At 64.7% G+C, this 18,171-nt stretch carries 17 protein-coding genes; 12 read left to right on the forward strand and 5 right to left on the reverse strand.

Annotated features, from left to right (window positions below):
• The first annotated feature begins 50 nt into the window (after positions 1–50).
• From M2432_RS15655 to M2432_RS15670, 4 genes are all read left to right on the forward strand, one after another.
• Complete coding sequence (locus tag M2432_RS15655; protein ID WP_280827730.1) at positions 51–944, forward strand: restriction endonuclease; 894 nt, start codon at positions 51–53, stop codon at positions 942–944.
• Between the two features lie 136 nt (positions 945–1,080).
• Positions 1,081–3,543 carry an AAA family ATPase gene (locus M2432_RS15660; RefSeq protein ID WP_280827731.1) on the forward strand — a complete coding sequence of 821 codons (2,463 nt, stop codon included), beginning with the start codon at positions 1,081–1,083 and terminating at the stop codon, positions 3,541–3,543.
• The gene (locus M2432_RS15665) at positions 3,540–3,938 is read left to right on the forward strand and encodes a hypothetical protein (RefSeq protein WP_280827732.1); all 399 of its coding nucleotides are present in this window, start codon (positions 3,540–3,542) and stop codon (positions 3,936–3,938) included. The genes M2432_RS15660 and M2432_RS15665 overlap by 4 nt, the downstream gene beginning before the upstream one ends.
• Before the next feature lie 467 nt (positions 3,939–4,405).
• Positions 4,406–4,717 (forward strand): hypothetical protein, encoded by a 312-nt coding sequence (locus M2432_RS15670; RefSeq protein ID WP_280827733.1) that lies wholly within the window; start codon positions 4,406–4,408, stop codon positions 4,715–4,717.
• A gap of 716 nt (positions 4,718–5,433) precedes the next feature.
• Here M2432_RS15670 and M2432_RS15675 read toward each other — a convergent pair.
• A complete protein-coding gene (locus M2432_RS15675; protein ID WP_280827734.1) occupies positions 5,434–8,364 on the reverse strand; it encodes a bifunctional DNA primase/polymerase in 2,931 nt (976 codons plus the stop codon).
• A gap of 310 nt (positions 8,365–8,674) precedes the next feature.
• Positions 8,675–8,872: a helix-turn-helix domain-containing protein gene (locus tag M2432_RS15680; protein WP_280827735.1), complete on the reverse strand. Its 198-nt coding sequence runs from the start codon at positions 8,870–8,872 to the stop codon at positions 8,675–8,677.
• Between the two features lie 889 nt (positions 8,873–9,761).
• On the opposite strand from M2432_RS15680, the gene M2432_RS15685 reads away from it, so the two are divergent.
• Positions 9,762–9,929, forward strand: a complete 168-nt coding sequence (locus tag M2432_RS15685; RefSeq protein WP_280827736.1) for a hypothetical protein — start codon at positions 9,762–9,764, stop codon at positions 9,927–9,929.
• A gap of 167 nt (positions 9,930–10,096) precedes the next feature.
• On the forward strand, positions 10,097–10,405 hold the full coding sequence (locus M2432_RS15690; RefSeq protein ID WP_280827737.1) for a hypothetical protein: 309 nt from the start codon (positions 10,097–10,099) through the stop codon (positions 10,403–10,405).
• Positions 10,406–10,422: 17 nt separating this feature from the next.
• On the opposite strand, the gene M2432_RS15695 is transcribed toward M2432_RS15690, so the two are convergent.
• Together M2432_RS15695 and M2432_RS15700 are read right to left on the reverse strand one after the other, a co-directional pair.
• Entirely contained in the window at positions 10,423–10,620 is a 198-nt protein-coding gene (locus M2432_RS15695; protein WP_280827738.1) for a helix-turn-helix domain-containing protein, read from the reverse strand.
• Between the two features lie 402 nt (positions 10,621–11,022).
• A complete protein-coding gene (locus tag M2432_RS15700; RefSeq protein WP_280827739.1) occupies positions 11,023–11,694 on the reverse strand; it encodes a Crp/Fnr family transcriptional regulator in 672 nt (223 codons plus the stop codon).
• A gap of 681 nt (positions 11,695–12,375) precedes the next feature.
• Here M2432_RS15700 and M2432_RS15705 point away from each other — a divergent pair.
• The 5 genes from M2432_RS15705 (at position 12,376) to M2432_RS15725 (ending at position 16,972) form a co-directional block, all read left to right on the forward strand.
• On the forward strand, positions 12,376–12,579 hold the full coding sequence (locus M2432_RS15705; protein WP_280827740.1) for a hypothetical protein: 204 nt from the start codon (positions 12,376–12,378) through the stop codon (positions 12,577–12,579).
• A gap of 16 nt (positions 12,580–12,595) precedes the next feature.
• Positions 12,596–12,859: a hypothetical protein gene (locus M2432_RS15710; RefSeq protein ID WP_280827741.1), complete on the forward strand. Its 264-nt coding sequence runs from the start codon at positions 12,596–12,598 to the stop codon at positions 12,857–12,859.
• The gene (locus tag M2432_RS15715; protein WP_280827742.1) at positions 12,856–13,341 is read left to right on the forward strand and encodes a MarR family transcriptional regulator; all 486 of its coding nucleotides are present in this window, start codon (positions 12,856–12,858) and stop codon (positions 13,339–13,341) included. The genes M2432_RS15710 and M2432_RS15715 overlap by 4 nt, the downstream gene beginning before the upstream one ends.
• 246 nt (positions 13,342–13,587) lie before the next feature.
• Entirely contained in the window at positions 13,588–14,880 is a 1,293-nt protein-coding gene (locus M2432_RS15720; RefSeq protein ID WP_280827743.1) for a cytochrome P450, read from the forward strand.
• 952 nt (positions 14,881–15,832) lie between these two features.
• A complete protein-coding gene (locus tag M2432_RS15725) occupies positions 15,833–16,972 on the forward strand; it encodes an alpha/beta hydrolase (protein ID WP_280827744.1) in 1,140 nt (379 codons plus the stop codon).
• Here M2432_RS15725 and M2432_RS15730 read toward each other — a convergent pair.
• Positions 16,959–17,471 carry a MarR family transcriptional regulator gene (locus M2432_RS15730; RefSeq protein WP_280827745.1) on the reverse strand — a complete coding sequence of 171 codons (513 nt, stop codon included), beginning with the start codon at positions 17,469–17,471 and terminating at the stop codon, positions 16,959–16,961. The two genes, M2432_RS15725 and M2432_RS15730, sit on opposite strands and share 14 nt — an antisense overlap.
• Positions 17,472–17,589: 118 nt before the next feature.
• On the opposite strand from M2432_RS15730, the gene M2432_RS15735 reads away from it, so the two are divergent.
• Entirely contained in the window at positions 17,590–18,036 is a 447-nt protein-coding gene (locus M2432_RS15735) for a nitroreductase/quinone reductase family protein (RefSeq protein ID WP_280827757.1), read from the forward strand.
• Positions 18,037–18,171: the final 135 nt, after the last annotated feature.

An 18,171-nucleotide genomic window follows, 5' to 3' on the forward strand; every position in this document is an offset into this window, starting at 1 on the left:
GTGGTTACTCTGCCGGAAGGGGGACAGCGGACGGGGCATGTCGATCGGCTATGAACCACCGCTCGCCGCATAAGTTCGGTGCTGTGACCGCTGTGCCTCCGTATCAGGACCTGCTCTGGCCCACCGTCCTCGCGATGCGCGACCTCGGCGACTCGGGGTCAATCGACGAGATCACCGAATGCGTCCTCGAGCGGCAGAACTTCTCGGAGGAGCAGCAGTCGGCCCTGCACGGAGATGGACCGGGGACCGAGATCGCCTACCGGTTGGCCTGGGCGCGGACCTACCTCAAGGGGATGGGTCTCGCCGACAACTCCCGCCGGGGAGTCTGGAGCCTCACCACCGAGGGGCGGACTGTCACCGAACCGGAAATCGAGCCGCTGCGGCAGAGGTACCTAGCCGAGAGTCGCAAGCGCAAGCGCAAGCCCGAAGGCGGCGATGGCGAGATGCCGGACCCACTCCCGGGCGGTGCAGCGTCCGAGCAGGCGTGGCGGGACCAGCTTCTCGACGCCGTGATGAAGATGGAGCCCGCCGCGTTCGAAAGGCTTGCGCAACGACTACTTCGCGAGGCCGGGTTCACGAACACCAGGGTGACCGGCAAGTCCGGCGACGGCGGCATCGATGGGGTCGGCGTGTACCGGCTCTCCTTGGTGAGTTTCCCGGTGTTCTTCCAGTGCAAGCGGTACGTCGGCTCGGTCGGAGCGGGGGCGGTTCGCGACTTCCGCGGCGCCATGGCAGGCCGCGGCGACAAGGGCCTGCTGATTACGACCGGAACTTTCACGGCCGATGCTAAGGCCGAAGCCGCCCGCGATGGCGCACCACCGCTCGACCTCATCGACGGCGCCCGGCTGTGCGAGCTGCTCAAGGAGTTCGACATGGGGGTCACCACGCGTATCCGGCAAGTCGAAGACGTGTCCGTCGACAGCTCGTTCTTCGAGGCGATGTAGGCCGCTCTGCGCATGGGTCAGCGCGGCCAGCGCGGACGTCCTGGGATCGGTTACACCCCGCCGCAGCCATTTGTTCGTTGCTTGTCGGCTGTGTCGGATGTGTGTGCGAAGCTGCGTGCACCTCTGGGAAAGGGACGTGACAGTGGACGATGCGGGGCTCGGTGATTCAGTCGAGGCGGAGGTCTGGCAACTGCTAGACGCGGACGATGCGGTGGCGGACGACACCGCTTATCTCGTCGCTGCGGCACTGCGAGGCGACGAGGAGCTCGCCGCGCAGCTGGGTGGCGACGCCAACGCACCGCAGCGGCCCGAACCTGCGACGGCGGCAGAACCTGAACCACTGCGGGCATTCGTCCGATCCATCACGGTGGAGGGGTTCCGCGGCATCGGCCGGCGCACGACTCTGGAGGTGAACCCGTACCACGGGATCACCGTGATCAGCGGCCGCAACGGCTCGGGTAAGTCCAGCTTCGCCGAGGCCCTCGAATACGCGCTGACCGGCACCAGCTACCGGTGGGCCAACAAGAAGAGCCAGCAGTGGGAGGCCTCCTGGCGGAACTTGCACGCGGGTGAGCCGGCGTCGATCAGGGTCGACTTCGCGATGGAGTCGGACGACGAGCGCACGGGCACTACCGCCCTTATCGGAGTCGACTGGTCGTCGGACTGCAAACTGACCGAGGCCAAGCGCTGGTCGCAGATCAAGGGCCAGAAGCAGGCCCCGGTCGGCGCGCTCGGCTGGGACCAGGCCCTCGAAACCCACCGGCCGCTCATGTCCTACGACGAACTTGGCGGGCTCTTCGAAGAGGGGCAGTCCGCGCTGTACGACGCGCTGAACCTGCTGCTCGGTCTCGACGAGATCAGTGCCGCCGACACCCGTCTCAAGCAGGCGGAGAAGCGGCTCGGCGGGCCGCGTAAGGCGGCCACCGAGGCCCGCGCCCGCTTACGCCAGGCCCTTGACGGGATCGCCGACCCACGGGCTGAGCAGGTCAAGAAGTTGACCGCGAAGGCACCGTACGACCTCGCGGCGATCACCGCGACGACGACGGGTACCGCGACCGACCAGGCGGCTACCATCGCGCGCCTGCGGACCATCGCCGCGCTCGAAGTCCCCGCCGCGTCCACCGCCTCCCAGGTCGCGAACGAACTGCGGGCCGCCATCGACGAATGTGCCGGTGGGTCTGCCGCCGTCGACAATGCGCTGGTGGCGCGCGCCGACCTGCTGCGTGACGCGCTGAGCCTGCACGTACACGCCGGAGACGGGATCTGTCCGGTATGCGAGACCGGGACTCTCGATGCCACCTGGCGCGCCGCCGCCGAGGCACGGCTCGCGAAGGCCGATGAGGACGCAGCGGCACACCGGAAGGTGACGGCGCGGCTGAACCAGGCCCGGACCGCGGCGGAGGGGTTCTTCGCCGACGTGGAGGCCGTCGCCGCGATCGAAGGGGTGCAGCTCGCCACCCTGCAGGACTTCGACGCGGCGCTCACGAACGCCCGAGCCGTTCCTGGGGCCCTGGCCGAACTGCCGGCGCAGGTGGAGACCGCCACTGCGGAGCTCGCGGCCGCGGCGGACGCGCTGCGGGTGGAGGCGGAGGGGCACGCGGACGAACTGGAGGACGCGTGGGCGTCTACCGCGGAGACGATCATCAACTGGGTGGCGCTGGAGAAGTCAGCACGCGCCGACGATGCCCGACTCGGCAAGGTCAAGGCGGCGGTGAAGTGGTTGCGCAACTGCGGGGACACGCTGCGGGAGCGGCGCATGGCACCGATGGTTGAGCAGGCGGGTGAGATCTGGAGCCGGATGCGGCACGAGAGCAACGTCGACATCGGCAACATCACCCTCGAAGGAGCGGCCACACGCCGCCACGTCACCGTGGACGCCACCGTGGACGGGGTGCCGGCCGGCGCGCTGTCGGTGATGAGCCAGGGCGAGCTGCACGCGCTGGCCCTGGCGCTGTTTATCCCGCGCGCCACCACACCGGCGAGCCCGTTCCGGTTCTTGGTGCTTGACGACCCGATCCAGGCAATGGACCCGGCCAAGATCGGCGGTTTCCTCGACGTGCTGGTCGAGCTCGCGAACACCCGGCAGGTGATCGTGTTCTCCCACGACGATCGGCTGCCCGCGGCGATCCGAGCCCGCTCGGTGCCGGCCCAGCTGCTCGACGTCACCCGGGAGCAGGGGTCGATCGTCGTGGTGAGGGAGAACGACCTGCCGGCGAACCGGTACATCGCCGACGCCATGGCCGTGATCCTCGACGAGGACATGGACGCCGTCGTGAAGCGGAAGGCGACACCGGGTCTGTTCCGGATGGCTGTCGAGGCCGCGGCGCACCAGCGGTTCTTCACCGACCGTGCCCGGGCGGGTGCCACGTACCACGAGACCGACGCGGCGTGGGACAGCGCGAAGAGAACGCAGGAGTGCGTGGCCCTCGCACTCATGGGCGACTCGTCAGCCGACATAAAGGGGTGGAAGAGCTACCGGTCGCACAGGTCGCCCACCTTGGCGATCTGCGCGAACGGCGTCCACAACGGCGCCATCCTCGACCGCGGCACCGTCCGGGACCTTCGCGAGACGGTCCGCGACATCGTGGAGAACCGGTGACCAGCGACGCCGAACTCCTGCTCGCTCGCGCAGACGCGCTCCTCGACTCCCCGGATCGGGCGGCGGTGGGCAACTCCGCCCGACTCGCGGCGTTCCTCACCCGGCAGGCGGTGGAGGACCTGATCGACGCCCGCTGCTCGGCGCTGACCGGGGTCCCGGTAATTGTCGGAACCGCGCGAGCAAAACTGGCCGTCCTCAAGTCGCTCGACACCACACCGGCTGGCGCCGTGCTCGTCGACGCCTGGCACCAGCTGACCGGTTTCTGCCACCAGCACGCGTACGCGTTGTCGCCGACGGTGGCGGAGGTGCGGGCACAGTGTTCCGCGGTGGAACGGGACTGCCTCACAACAGGTTTCGAGACCGGAGCCCCGCACGAAGGAGCGAGCGATGAGTGACGTCGAGGTCAGTTGCGTGACCAGGCGTCGCCAGCGTGGAGTGTGCACCGTATGCGGGAATAGGGTGACGATTCGCGACGACGGGACCTTAGGACCGCACTACCGCGGCGAGGGTGGTCGCATCCGGTGGAATAATGAAAACCGCTGCCCCGGAGGTTTCGACCCCGCTGATGACGGGACGGTCCTCCCGGTCGTCTCTCCGGTGAAGGGACATACTGCGCCACCGCCCAGCGGAGGCGAGCTAAGCGTTCGGACCGTCAGCGGTGGGTTGCCATCATCAGGTCGCAAGCGGTAGCCGACTCTGCGCCCACGTCGTAAGCGCACGTCGCCGCTGTCGCAACGCTGGCACTTGCTGCGCTCGACTTAGGCCTCAGCCTCCACCGCCCGGTCTGGTCACGTCGATAGGCTCCCGGCATTCTGAGATTCCTTGGTGGGCTAGCCTTCAGACGTCTGGAGCGTCCGCGGCTGTGGTCACCGTGATCCTGAACTTCTGGCTGCTGTGGCCAAGGCCGGACCTGCGACTGGTCCACTCCGTCGAAGCCGTGGAGGACATTAAGCGGGTCACGCGCTGGAACGAGGGCAACTTCACCGGCCTCGACTGGATGCCGCTGGCCTGGGTCCGACTCACCAACTACGGCGATGGGAACGCGCACGATGTGAAGCTGACAGGTGAGCGCTGCCGTCACGGGTATGGGTCGGGGATTCCGGTGTGCTTCCTTATGCCGGCCAGCCGGCACAGGCCGCAGATCCGTCGTGGACCGACACCATCGCCGCCATAGAACCGGGCGAGTCTGTGAATGTGTGCATCGTGGCGCGCAACGATCAGTCGCACGCGAAGCCGACCGTCGCCGTGTCCTGGCCGCGGCTGCCAGGACGCATATGGGCCGGCGATCGGGCAACGTACCTCGATTTCGCCCAGCCGCAGAGAGTTGAGCACGGTATGCCGGGGCAGACGGAACTCGACGGGGCATGACGTAGCGGACTCGCGAAGGCTGGGCGAATCACCGACATCGAAACATAGTCCGACCTGCGGTGATGCCGAATCACCGGCACGGCAAGTGTGAATCACCGACAAATCACCGACGCTCGAAACGTGCCCTGAACTGCGAAGATGTCGAATCACCGACAATTGGGGGTAGCACCGACATCCCCTTGGCAGACACCGCACGCAGCGGATGCCTCAGCGGGCAAAAGTTCCCATAACCGATACAAATACAAGAAAAAGGTGGTTGTTCTTCTTCGTATCGTCGGGGTTTCAGAGGCTGTCACAGGGGGTGTCGGTGATTCGGCGAAACGTCGGTGATTCGGCAAAAGTTATCCATCACAGCAGGTCAGGTGGTAAATCGAATCACCGACACGTGTCGGTGATTGGGCTCTAATCATCGACGTGAGTGTCGGCGATTCAGATTCCGCGGCGTCGGTGATTCAAATCGCGGGACCGAGCACCGCTGCTGCGGAAACCACAGCGAGGGTGCTTGGCGGGTTGGTTGCGCGGCTATGCGACGGGCGCGACAGTGCCGATCGCATGGGCAGCTGCGACCACCGCAAGGGGCGGGGCGTAGAGATCTTGTCCCTTCCGGTTCTTACCGACCACCCGCAGCGCCCCCTGATCGACAGACCACCTCAGGACATCGTGGAGAACAGCCCGCGCCGTTTCCCTCCATTTGCCGCCGATCGCAGCTTCCGACAGTGGCTCCTTGGCAACGGTCACCGCTTTCACGGCCCGCTGCGCAATCTCCAGCCGAAAAGCGTCCTGCGTGGCGGCCTCAGCGATCCGGCTATGGCCGGAGATCTCGCCGCGGTCGCGGCCGGTGCGGATGCGCTCAACTTTCTCGCATGCCGCCAGCACCGCGACCGTGGCTTTGAGCACTGCGGCGCGGACCCGGATCACCGCACCGGCTGCAAGCCAATGTGCATCCGTCGGATCAATCAGCCCCTCATATCGCGCCATTACCGCCGCAATTTTGAGCTGGTGAAGCAGCTCATGGCCGCGCATATCCAACAGCGGATCATCGGCCTCGGCACGCGCCAGGATCCCCTCGGTATCCCAGGCGGCGAAGATGTTTCCGCACCGCTGAGCCCGGGCCGCCTCGAACTCCCGCCGGGCAGCGGGCGGCCAGTGGATCCATACGGCTGGGCGCTGGCCCTGAACGAGTTCATGTGCCCACGCCGCTGGCGCCGCAGTGCCCTCGTGCACGAGCGGTGGGATCGGCAGGCTCATCCGAGGCAAGCCCACCACTTCCGTGATCCCGACCGGAAAATAACAGAATCGCTGAGGGTTGCCCAGTCGGCCGCCGGCCAGGATCGGCCCCAGCGCCGCGGGATCAAGTTGCGCACCCATGCCGACCCCGAAACGATAAGCGTGGGCGGGCATGAAGGTCCGCCGCTTGATATCGGAGGCTGTGGTGCCGACTTCTTCGCCCATCCACGCGCTGCGGTAGATCCCCATCGCCTTGGTCCCCTGGCGCTGCAACTCGACCATGAAGCTCTCGCTCTCCGCTGTCCACAGCATCACGGACTGGGCATTCCATCGCCAAGTAAAAGCGCCGTGCCGCACAGCGAAGCGATCCAAGTCATCGGCACCGGCAGCAGAGCTGTCGTCGTCTGTCTCGAGCTCGGCATTGCGTCCCTGGGTATCCACCATGCTCCCGAAGGTCTTCATGATCCCTTCACCAGTGCCCGCCGCGGTCACCTCTGTTCCCTGCGGCAGGGGCACGAGATCGGCGGCAATTTTCATAGTTTCGCTTTTGCCGGCCTCAGGCCCGCCGAGCAAAACGCTGTACAACGAAACCGCCGCCCCGCTGGCTGGTCCGCCCTCCTGACCGTCGCTGCCCACGAGGCGAACATGGGGCGGGATGTGCATCGCCACGCGGGGCGCCACGCCGCCGAGCAGACCCCAGTTCAGCAGGCCACGCGAGGCAGCGGCGTCATCGACGTCCCGCATGAGCTTAACGCCCTCCCAGCAGCGGGTTTGGGCTTCGATCCGCCTGATCTCCGCTTCCAACGCAGCGCCGTTGGCGGCGACGGCCTGACCCGCCTCAGTGACAGCCCTGGTGCCCTCCGGGGACTCGGTGACAAGCGCCGACGTGGAGTGCACGACCCCAAGATCTTCCAGCGTGTACCCGCTCAGCGGGGTCCGTTTCAGATCGATGCCGAATTCCCGCGCCAACTCGCGCTCCGAAACATCCGCCAGAAAAGCAGTGAACTGCAGCCGGGATCCGTGCTCGCGGCCCCAGGCCGCCTGCAGCGTGCCGGAGAACGCGTGCGCGCCCCACCCATGTTCGCAGCCGTCGTGAAGGATTGCGCTCCGCGGACTTGACGTCGCGTCGCGATAGGTGTACACCCCGCAGCCACACCCGCCGTCGTAGCCGAAGAAGCTCAGCATGTCACCGCAATGCGCCAGCCATTCATTCCATTCGATCCCATCAATCTCCTGCGTGATCCGGTCCGAGTTCGGGTTCGGGATGTACTCGCGCTTGACCTCCGGTACCAACACTCCCGCCAGCTCGGCAGCTGGCGGGGGCGCCCCTGCCTGGCCCCAAAGCCACTGCGGCGCAGGGCCGTTCGTATGTCCTGCTGCGAACTCCTCATGCGCGGCGTAGCGTCCTGCGCGGGCCTCGAAAAGCTGCGATCCAGGTGCCATAGCGAAACGTGAATGCCGCTTGATGACGACCCGTTCGCGCCCTCCGAGAATCGTGTGGGCCTCGGCTTTCTCTTCGAAAGGGGCGGCCAGGATGTCGCACTTTCCGCCGCCAAGAGCGACCCCGAGCCTGCTGCGCAGCTGCTCATCGGAGATCTCCTCCGGGCGATCGAAGATGAAGTGCCGCCCTCCAAACTTCGGGGAGGTTGGGTCGATCCCGTTCGCGGTCGCTATCGATGGGCGGTAGCCTGCAGCGATCATGGCTGCAGTGGAGTGGCGATCTTCGCAGTCGATGACAATTTTCCGGCTGCGGCCAACGTCCCAGCCTAGGTTCCCGCCGCTCGCTAGGTGCGCGATCGCCGCTTCGCGCGTGAGCGCCGCAGCGCTGTTCCATCCGGCCTGCGCCGGCGCTTTATCCGCGGCGATCAGCGGGATCAGATGCAGGGCATGGGCCAGCAGCTGATCGACGAACCCCGCGGCCTCCTCGCGCGTGAGGTTCGGCAGAAGCTCTGGGATCGCAGGTTGCTCGATCCCATGCGCTTCCATGAACCGTTCAACGTCCGCCATCCGGATTTGGCGATCGATCGATCGCAGCTCGCCCAGCCGGGTCAGGACGCCGGTTCGCTGGGCGAGTAGCTTCACCGCGGGATTATGCCAACTCCGCGCCTGGCCCTCCCAGAGTGAGCCGTGCATGGGGTACTCACGGAGGGCTCCAGATGCGGGCGGCACTGCGCCAAGGCCGGTCCGGTTCAGGTGTTCGGCAGCAGCGGGAGCCCCGGCGGTCATCGGCCCCGCCCCCCGTAAACCCGAACACCGGGCGGGAGAATCGGCAGCGGCATTCCGCCGGGGTTCGAAACGGCGATCAGGCTTCCGACGAGCTGCAGATATCGCGGCGTATCGCGTGACCGGGACCGCTCCGCGGCGGCGTGGCGTAGGCGGCGCGCACGCGCAGCGTCGGAGAAATCAGATATGATCACGAAAGTTCCTGACGTTTATGGTGATTCGGAGGGGACGGGTTCAGCTCTGCTGTGGCGGTAGAGATGACTGAACAAATTCTGATGCGAGCCCCGGCCCTTGAGCGGCCGGGTTTCGTGCTTTAAGGGGCTGCGACGGTGGCGTTTTCGCGATACTCGTCGATCCAGCTGGCGCGGATCCGGTATCCGCGTCCGATCCGCATAGCGCGGAGTCGACCGCTCCGGATTGCCCTCAGGACTGTCTCCTTGCAGATGCCCAGCTCTTCGGCAACCGCAGGAACGAGCAGCTCTGGATCGTGTTCACGTGTGGTGGTTGGCATTTCGGCTCCCAGTTCAAGTTGTGATCTGTAGTGGTGCGTTGGCTAAAGCTTGCCGCAATTTTCAAATCCGCAAAATGAGACTGCGACACGCGGTCTCGGCGGAGTGTCGGAGGGCTGATTCTGCCGCTGGAATCCGGCATCGCCGCAGGTCGGGTCCCATACAGGACGTGACATCTGTGTTGCCCTGGCTAGCGACCGAAACCTGTGGCAATTCTCTGTTTTAGGGAATTAGAACGCAGCCCCTCTACCTACCTCAGCATTCCCCCGACGGCGCCAATTGCTGCGACACGCTCGCCGTAGCACGGTCGACCCGCCGTCCCTCGATGCAAAACGGTGGCCGGCGCGACCCCACTTGCTCCAGTGACCGTTGTAGATCGCTTATCTGCGTCATGGGCCGCGTCACCGGTGGCGCAGATCGCGTCAGCCCATCGCTGGTGCGTCACCGATTGCGTCACCGCGCGTAAAGCGGTATCGCCTGCTGCGTCACCGATTGCGTCACGGTGCGTCAGGCCGCGCCGCGGTCGCATCACGCTGTATCAGTGGTGCTGGTGGTGCGTCACACCGCATCACGGGTCGCTTCGCTGACGCGCGGGCTGCATCAGGTGCATTGCGGCGTGTCGACGCAGGTCAGGGCAGTGGCATGCGGTGCTGATTCGCATTGCTTCACCGCTTGCGTCAGGGCGCGCTGCTCTACATCAGGGGTTGCATCAGCTGCGTCACAGTGCGGCACCGGTCTGCGTCAGGGTGTGCCGCGGTGCATCACGGATTGCTCCACCTGCGTCACGTGACGGGCGGCGTGTCACGGGTTGCGTGACGGTCGGCGTCGCATCGCGGGCTCGCATCACGCCATTGCGTCGCGTTGGTTCCACCGTGACGCAGGTGCGCCGCTGTGCGTCAGTCCGCGTCACTCGCCTGCCGCGAAACCCGGCACGTCCTTCACAACATTCCGTTGCTGATTCCGTTGCACGGCACCGGATTCAGCAACCGATCCGGCAACAAGATCGTTGTCGACACGGGTGCTGCTGCCGTGCATACTCCCATCAGGGAGGGTGAGTGAAATGTCTTGTTGGACGCCATGTCGGCAGTCTGGCGGGGCGGCTCTGTGCGCCGCATGATTCGGGACATCGTCGCCGTCGATCCCGAGGTGCATGGAAACGCCGACGGAATTGCTGTAGGCGGGACTCCCGTGCGATGCGATGAACGTCTGGATGTGGAGGACAGCTGGTGACCTCAATCGAACCCGAATCAGCACCGCATCAGTGGCCGGGTTGTCCATGGCCTGGTTGGGCGCTGTTATACGCCCGGTTGATCCGGGAACTGCGCGCCATGGACCCTGCGCTTGTCGTCGAAAATGTTTGGGATAACGGCGAACTGCTAATCGGGAGCATCATGGCCGCGGATGAGACTGCCGATGCGGTATTCGACCGGATCGAAAAGGCCGAGGCGGAGGCACGCACCGCATGTGTGGTCTGCGGGGGATTGGCCAATGAGAAGGAGCGGCGATGGCCACCGCTGTGTGATGAGCATCGATAACAGGCAAGACGCAATGCCTATCCGGCTCGCGCTGCGGCGATCACCCGATCGATCTCGCCCGCTTCGACAAGTGTCCTCCGGCCGAACTTCACCACGGTGAGCTGGCTGCGTTGCCGCATTCGGTACAGATATTCACGACTCACCCGCAGGATTTCTGCAGCCTCTTCCATCGTGTACAGCACTGGCGGCGCGATGGCCGCGTCGTTCTCGCTCATGATGGGAAGCGTCTCCTGAGGTTCAGTCTGGGTCCACTGATCCGTTGCGACACGCCGAAGCGCGCCAGTTACACGTCAGAAGCGTCGGGTCACGCTGGTGCACTGTGGAGGACGGTGCCAAGGCTGATCACGCCTCAGAGTCGCCCAAAGATGACACCGCTTTGACACAATCGCTCACCACGCGACCTTCCGCAGAGACCGAGAAGTGCACGTCGGTGCACATATGGTTTGTGGGCTACGATTCCGTTTACCCAGTTCGCGGTGCCTTGAAAGCGAGAGTTGGTTAAACCCAACCGGGGGTTCAAATCCCTCCGCCACCGCAGATGAGCAGGGGTTCCCGTCGCCGGTCATGGCGACGGGGCTGCTCGTTGACCCGTAGTGGGCGCCCAGGATGTACGGCGATTATTTGGCGCGTCTGGCCAGTGCGGCGGGGTCGTAGATGTGGGTTGTCTTGCCGTCCCGGCGGATCCAGCCGCGGGTGGTGAACTGGGTCAGGGCTTTGTTGACCGTCTCACGGGTGGTGCCGGCCAGTTGGGCGAGTTCTTCCTGGGTGAGGTCGTGGGTGATGCGCAGCGCGCCCTGGTCTTGTTGGCCGAAGCGGCGGGCCAGATCGAGCAGGACTTTGGCGACCCGTCCGGGTACGTCGGTGAAGATCTGATCGCACAGGACGTTGTTGGTGCGGCGCAGTCGGCGGGCCAGCACCCGCAGCAGTTGTTCGGCGATTTCGGGGTGTTGGGTGATCCAGCCGCGCAGCGCGGATCGGGTCATGGTGACCGCATGCACCTCGGTGAGGGTGGTGACGGTGGAGGTGCGTGGGCCGGGGTCGAACAGGGCCAGTTCGCCGAACATGTCGGAGGGGCCCAAGATGGCGATCAGGGCTTCGCGGTCGCGGTTGGTGTGGCCGATTTTCACCTTGCCCGCGGTGATGATGTAGAGCTGATCGCCGGCGTCGCCTTCGCGAAACACGATGTGCCCGCGCGGGAACGACGCCGGTTCCAGTTGTGCGCTCAGGTCGGCGACCGCGCCGGGTTCGACGCCCTGGAAAATGCCGGCGCGCAGCAGTGCCTCGTTCACGCCTGTCCCGTCTGTGCGAGGCGACCGGGGTGCCCCTGCACCCCGAGGTCGCCGTGTATCCCGCCCGCGAGGTTACATGTCGGATCGCAGATGTAACGCATGGGTGTTCAGGGCCCACCGGCCGGTCCTGCTGCAGATGACGTTCGCCGCTGTGGGTGAGGACCACCGAAAATGCTACGATTATCGTAGTAAATCTGCGGTAGCGGACATGGAGGGCGCGGGTGATACCGGCAACACCCTTTCCGGGGCGATTCCTGTATCTCGCCTGGAACATGCACCTGCGTCTGATAGGTCCCTTCGTCCTGCCGAGCGAGATGCGGCGCGCGCATCTGGCGGCGCTGCCCACGGTGGTTATCCAGCTCGAATCGATGCCGGGAATCACCGGGGTGCGGTTGTTGGAATCGACATTTGTCGTGCCGTTGCCGGGCGGACCGCGCTTCGATGTCGTGCTGATGGTCAACGGCGATGACGTGGCAATCGAGTCGGCCCACCGCGTCATTTCGCGCTCGGGACTTCCCGAGCCGTCGTTCGAGTCAACGGCGCGAAACGTCGAACGGTTCGGTGACACCGACGCCCTCGACGGGCCGATCCTGTTGAACCACTTCGCATCATCGCGCTCCCCGGAAGAGGTTGCGCGGGTGTGGACCGGCATTTCTTTCCTGGTACGGGGAGGTGCTGGATGTGGACAACTCAACACTGTTGGCCTTCGACGACGCGTCGAGGTTCGTCATCGTGAACTATGCAAGCATCCCGGGCCCGGTCGTGCGGTTCATGGCCGACCAACTGCTGCGCCCCAGCTTCCGCACGAACGTGATGGGCCCGTTGGCCAGCGTGGATGCCCGCGCACTGCCGCTTTTCGCGCGCCGGGTCAGAACCGATCGCTGACGGAAAAGGAAGATCCATGGACATCACCGTCTTGGGCGCAGCCGGACGGACCGGCGTCTGGATATGCCGCGAGGCGCTGCGCGCCGGACATCGAGTTCGCACAGTCAGTCGCCGGACCGATCCGATCGCGCTGCCGGCGACTGCTGCGTTAACCCAGGTCTGCGCCGATGCTCTGCACGGCGTCGGCCGGGGCAAACGGCTGGCAGCGGCCATGGTCGCCGAACTCGACGAGAACACCGCACATCTCCATCAAGCGGTAGCACCGACCACACAACGATGACCGATCCAGCACCTGATTGCGCCGATGTGCAACGCGCGGTTCAAGACCTCCGCATCGGTTTCGAGATCATCACCGAGCGCGTCGCGAAAGCCGCGCGGCTCAACCCGCGCGACCTCGGCGTGCTCGATGTACTGCATGTCGAGGGGCCGGCGACCCCGACCAGAATTGCAGAACGAACCGGCATTCAGCCCACAACCTTGGCCGCCGTTCTGACACGACTGCAACGAGAAGGCCGCGTCAATCGCTATCGCAACCCCGACGACGCCCGCTCGTCGATGGTGGCCATCACCGATGAGACGGTGAGTGAGTTGGCGCGACTGTACGCCGATATCAACGACATGCTGACGCAACACTTTTCGGCGATGGCAGGCCCAGATCGCACGGTCGTCTTCACGTTTTTACGGGACCTCATGGCGATGATCAACTCTGCGCCCACAGCTAGGCCCACGGCGGTGAAGACATCGGGCGCAGGCGACCATTAGGCAGGGCTGAATACACGCACGACGCAGCGTCGTCCAACTCGTAGCGTTGCCCTCGGACGGAGACCCCACACAACTACTGCATGCCTTCACGCACATGCTGTCCGCCTCGATAAACGATGGCATACGACCACCAAAGGACGATCTCGTCGAATGAGCGAAACGCGGCGGGCGAAACCACCGGGGATCGGGGAATCTGACGCGTAGGGTGGCGATACTTCATCGTCTGCATCGTTGGGGGTACAGAAGATGGTCGATACGTTGCCACCAGGCCCTCGCTCACCGGTCGCGATGCAAACCGCCGCGTGGATAGCTCGACCGTGGGACTTCATGACGCGTTGTAAAGCCCGCTACGGCGACAGCTTCACCATGAAGCTCGCGGGCGAGGGACGCATGGTGATGGTGAGTCATCCTGAGACGGTCAAAGAGATTTTCACCGCGTCGCCACAGCTGCTGCACGCAGGCGAAGCCAACCGCATTCTGTTGCCGGTGGTGGGCGCGAATTCGGTTCTGCTGCTTGACGATGACGCGCACAAGGAACAACGCCGACTACTCATGCCGTCCTTTCGCGGTAGCCATCTGCAGAGCTACGAGGCCACCATGGCAGCGGTCGCCGAGGCGGAGATTGCGCGCTGGCCGCGTGGTGTCCCGGCCAAGTTGCATCCGCTGATGCAGGCGTTGACGCTGGAAGTTGTCTTGCGCGTGGTTTTCGGGCTGCAGAGCGGAGAACAGCTGGATGAACTGCGGGCAGCGTTGCTGCGCATGCTGGCTCTGACGACCAACATCGCGACGCAAATGGCTTTGTTGGTGGCGGCCCCGCCGAAGACGAGGATCGCGCTAGCACACAGGGTGCTCAGGCCCGTAGATCGATTGTTGTATCGGGAGATCGCCGCTCGACGGCAGGCCGATGACCTTGCCGAACGTACCGACGTGCTTTCGATGCTCCTGCAAGCGCGTCACGACGACGGTCGGCCGATGAGCGATGTCGCGATCCGTGACGAACTCATCACACTGCTGCTGGCCGGTCATGAAACCACCGCGTCTGGTTTGGCGTGGGCGATCGAGCGGATCGTTCGCCACCCTGGAGTGCGCGCGCGTCTGATCGAGGAGATAAGTGCTGATGGGCAGGAGTATGCCGCTGCGGTGGTGAAGGAGACCCTCCGGCTGCGGCCGGTGATCTCGTTGGTGGTTCGACGGTTGATCGAACCGATGCAGATCGGCGGGATGTCGTTGCCCGCCGGAGCAGCGGTGGTGCCGTCGATCTACCTCATGCATCGTCGGCCAGATATCTATCCTGACCCGGAGCAGTTTCGTCCCGAACGATTCCTAGAACAGCGGGCGGGCACCTACACCTGGATTCCGTTCGGAGGCGGTGTGCGCCGTTGTCTCGGTGCCACATTCGCAGAGACCGAGATGCGGATCGTGCTCGGCCGGCTGTTCGCAAGCACCAGTGTGCGACCCGACCGAGCCGCGGCTGAGCCGGTGCATCGCCGGTCGATTACTCACGTTCCGGGCCGCGGCACAACTGTTGTGCTGCAATGACGTAGCCGCGCTCGGGGATCCCGGGGTCGGGTCCGTTGTGCGGTCGTGATGGTGAGCCAGTCGTCGCCGACCGCCTTGTTGGCTCGCGGTGGGGCATAACGCTGTTGCAGGGCCGGTGTGCGGGTGTGGTCGCGGCAGGTGAAGCCGTGTTCGGCGACGAGGGAGTCGATTTCGGCGGGCGCGAAGCCGGTGCGGTACGGTTCCCCGCTACAGCCTGCGGCTTCGATTGCGCATTACCGGTAGGACCGCTCCGATCGCCCGTCAGCAAAACTAGACCAATTTTCTCGAATATATCTATGGCGCGTCTGCCGTACTGTATATGAAGGGAGTGCAAGGCGGCAGCAGTGCGGTGAAGGTAGGTGGCTGGGCGGTCGCCGTGGGTGTTGGTGTGGCGCTCGTCAGTAGCCCACACTCACTTGCCGATACGTCGGGAGTGTCGCCGAATTCGCCCGGCGCCACGGCAGGTTCGGTGTCACCCAGCAGATTGGCTAAACCTGCTGGCGCCCAAGTCAAGTCGAGCAGGATAGTCTCGCATTCGGCTGGTGTGGCCTCCAGTTCGTCGCTGGCGGAGACCACGCCGAATCCGGGAGGTTCGGCCGCGTCGCGGATCGTGGGTAATCAGCAGGCCCACCACGTTGCTGAGTCCCGGACTGCGCCCCGGACAGAAGCGGATCGTTTGGTGCCGAGCAGTCCGCAACAGGCCGCCATATCACCGCTTCGCGCCTCTGCCGCACCGCCACCGGTAATTCCCGCAAAGGCGACCACCACTGCAGCACCGCCGGACTTCGGCTTGACTAGCTCAACGCACACAGAGGCGACCGCGTCAACGACGGCTGCGTCAGCTAGCGCAGTCGTCTCCGGGCCCATCGCTACTCTTGTTGCAGCGCTGGACGGGGGCGTTTCAGCGTCCCCGAGCAACCAAGCACCGCAGGTGCCGGTTCAAACTCCAACAATGCTTTCGCTGTTGGCCCTGGCCCGCCGTGAACTTGGTGGAGCGTTGCTCACCTCTACTGGGCGGAAAACACTGGTGCCCAACGCCGTAACCACCTCGATGGCAGCGGATGCAGCTGATGTGCCGTCGGTGATCAGCGAGACGCTGGACACCATCACAACGACGGTCTCCTCGGGGGTGACATCGGTCGTCAACTTTGTGGTTGGGGTCAGCCCGTCGCCGAGTTCCCCGGGCACCGCCCTTGGTTTCGGCGGTCAGCCGTCGCTGGTCATGGCGCTGGGGGTTCTAGCGCTGGGGCAGCTGACGGGCATCGACGTGACGAATGCGATCGCCCCGGCTGCCACCAGCACGAGTCCGCCGGCGGCATTGACTCTTGGATTGAACGTCACGAAAACCGAATACGACGGAATGGCGGTCTACGAGATCGCCTCATCTGACCCGTCTGGCGAATATGTCGTCGCGATTCATGGCGGCGCTTACGTCGGTGAGCCGAGCATCGTGCACTGGTTGTCCTACACCTCCATGGTTCGCGCGACCAACGCCACAGTCGTAGTGCCGATCTACCCGCAGATCGGGGATGGCGGCAATGCTGCGACCGTGGTGCCTGAGATGGCGGATCTGATCTCGCAAGAGATCAGTCAGTACGGCGCGCGCAACGTCAGCGTGATTGGTGACTCAGCAGGCGGAGGACTGGCGCTGGCCGCCGTGGAGTTGATGGTCAGCCAAAACATGCAGGTGCCGAAAAGCCTTGTGCTAGTGTCGCCGTGGCTGGATGTCACGATGAGCAACCCCGCGATAGCCGCGGTCGACGATCCGGTCCTCAAACAGGCAGGGCTGGTGCAGAACGGATTGTCGTGGGCAGGTGATCTGAGCGCGACTGATCCGCTGGTGAGCCCGCTGTACGGGTCACTGGCAGGACTGCCGCCGACCTATGTGTATGCCGGCTCGGAAGACCTGTTATCCCCGGATGTGCTTGTCCTGCAAAAGAAAGCCATCGCGCAAGGGGCGCCCATCTCGTTCATATTGCGCAGCGGGGAAATCCACGACTGGGCGCTCCTGCCCATCCTGGACGGGGGGCAAGTTCAAGACCAGATCTATCAGGAACTTGGGCTGATGGCCGGCGTCACTACACTGCCGTGATGCCGGCGGCCGATGGCGCGCCGGTCTCATTGCCACGCAGTTGCGTGGTGATCTCTGTGAAGGCGTCGTGCAGGCGGTCGAACAGACCCAAAATCAATTCCAGCTGGTCGTTTGTGTAGCTGCTGGTCACCTTGTCGAATTGGGCGGCGATCGGTTCGTAGTGTGGGGCGATCTCAGACAGGCGTTCAGGGACCGCGGTGATGAGCACGCGGCGCCGATCTTGCTCATCGTGCGCGCGCTGCACGAAACCCGCGGCGAGCAATCGATCGATCATGCGGGTGATGGCTCCCGTGGTCAGCCCGGTGGCCGCGGCGAGCTTGCCGGGAGTGGTCGGACCGTCTTGGCGAAGAATGTTCAGGCAGCGCAGGTCGGTGGTCGGCAGCCCCACTGTGTCGGCGATCGCTTGATGCATCATCACCGCCTCGGTAGCGGCGCGCTGGGCAGCGCTCTTCAGCATCTCGGCCAGCTGCTCGCGCCTGACCGTCTGTGACTGCGGCATGCATTGACAATGTCACACAGCGCGACGATGATCGGTCTCATTCAATATCTGAGGCGATCAACTAATGAATTGCTCAGATAACTCATCTGAGATAACTCATCTGAGATGAGGCTAAATGATGTCTGATGCGGGTCCGGAGCGCTGGCAGAGGCCCCTGAACAAGTTCATCATCGGGCTTCACCAACTTGGCCTACGGTTGGGCCCGGTCGTGGTGCTTACGGTGCCGGGCCGTGTCTCGGGACGACCGACTCGAACGCCGATCACTCCGTTTCGGCTGGACGGCAATCTGTACGCGATCGAGGGCTATCCAGCGACGGACTGGGCGCGCAACGCCCGGGCGGCGGGCGCTGGCATCTTGACCCGCGGGCGGCGGACTCGCCAGGTCAACATTGTCTCGCTGAGCCAGCAGGAGGCGCGCCCCGTAATGCGGGCCTGGCCCACCAAAGTGGCGGTCGCGGCGAGTTTGTCGAAAAAGGCTGGCCTGGTGCGCGACGGCAGGCCAGAGGAGTTCGAAGCCCTCGCCGGCCGGCTCTCGGCTTTCCGGCTGGAGCCGATTGAGGGTTAGACGACCTCGTCGAATGTGAGGCTACGTACGCAAAACCGTCGGCGGGTTCAAGGGATCGATGCAACAGTTGGCGGGTTTGACAGTAGTTTGTCGAGTGCTTCGGCGGGTGTTCGCCAGTTCAGGGTTTGGCGGGGA

The organism is Mycobacterium sp. OTB74, assembly GCF_029892685.1.
Taxonomy (GTDB): domain Bacteria; phylum Actinomycetota; class Actinomycetes; order Mycobacteriales; family Mycobacteriaceae; genus Mycobacterium.

Excerpts from the sequence above, each read along its gene's own strand:
- M2432_RS15695 (WP_280827738.1), bottom strand. The coding sequence starts at position 10,620 with ATGAGCGAGAACGACGCGGCCATCGCGCCGCCAGTGCTGTACACGATG.
- M2432_RS15680 (WP_280827735.1), bottom strand. The coding sequence starts at position 8,872 with ATGCCAACCACCACACGTGAACACGATCCAGAGCTGCTCGTTCCTGCG.
- M2432_RS15735 (WP_280827757.1), top strand. The coding sequence starts at position 17,590 with ATGTCTGATGCGGGTCCGGAGCGCTGGCAGAGGCCCCTGAACAAGTTC.
- M2432_RS15675 (WP_280827734.1), bottom strand. The coding sequence starts at position 8,364 with ATGACCGCCGGGGCTCCCGCTGCTGCCGAACACCTGAACCGGACCGGC.
- M2432_RS15725 (WP_280827744.1), top strand. The coding sequence starts at position 15,833 with ATGCTTTCGCTGTTGGCCCTGGCCCGCCGTGAACTTGGTGGAGCGTTG.
- M2432_RS15715 (WP_280827742.1), top strand. The coding sequence starts at position 12,856 with ATGACCGATCCAGCACCTGATTGCGCCGATGTGCAACGCGCGGTTCAA.
- M2432_RS15730 (WP_280827745.1), bottom strand. The coding sequence starts at position 17,471 with ATGCCGCAGTCACAGACGGTCAGGCGCGAGCAGCTGGCCGAGATGCTG.
- M2432_RS15655 (WP_280827730.1), top strand. The coding sequence starts at position 51 with ATGAACCACCGCTCGCCGCATAAGTTCGGTGCTGTGACCGCTGTGCCT.
- M2432_RS15710 (WP_280827741.1), top strand. The coding sequence starts at position 12,596 with ATGGACATCACCGTCTTGGGCGCAGCCGGACGGACCGGCGTCTGGATA.
- M2432_RS15720 (WP_280827743.1), top strand. The coding sequence starts at position 13,588 with ATGGTCGATACGTTGCCACCAGGCCCTCGCTCACCGGTCGCGATGCAA.